The sequence below is a fragment of the Methylophaga sp. UBA4204 genome (assembly GCF_002379485.1).
Lineage (GTDB): Bacteria > Pseudomonadota > Gammaproteobacteria > Nitrosococcales > Methylophagaceae > Methylophaga.
On the sequence record NZ_DFTU01000092.1, the window covers coordinates 1 to 376 of the forward strand.

The 376-nt window shown below is 44.7% G+C and carries 1 protein-coding gene; it reads right to left on the reverse strand.

The genetic code is table 11. From position 1 onward, the window contains the following. Nucleotides 1-269 (reverse strand): AAA family ATPase (locus tag B3182_RS13685; protein ID WP_292753122.1); only part of this gene is annotated, 269 nt, incomplete at its 3' end. Between the last annotated feature and the right edge of the window lie 107 nt (nt 270-376).

Genomic DNA, 376 nt, shown 5'->3' on the forward strand with positions numbered 1-376 from the left:
ACCCAGGCACTGTAAAGCAGATCGTTAGGCATTAAGTCCACACTACCTTCGATACGGCCAAATGCACCACCTAATGCTTTTGAGAAAGCCCGTAACAAGGTAGTTTTCCCCACCCCGACCCCGCCTTCAAGCAATACGTGGCCGCGAGCATGCAGTGCGATCAAGATCAAACGAATCGCCTGTTGCTGACCAATCACCACATTATTGACAACCTTTTCCAGTGCCAATGCATGTTCACGAGCAGTAGCTAATTGCTGCTTATCCGACATTCTCTCTCCCCTTTAAATAGGTAATTTTTTATTTTGAGCCTTATTCAAAAATCATTTTTCAAATGAAGGCTGTTTATCTAACGCATCTTTGCAAAGCGAGCAAAACC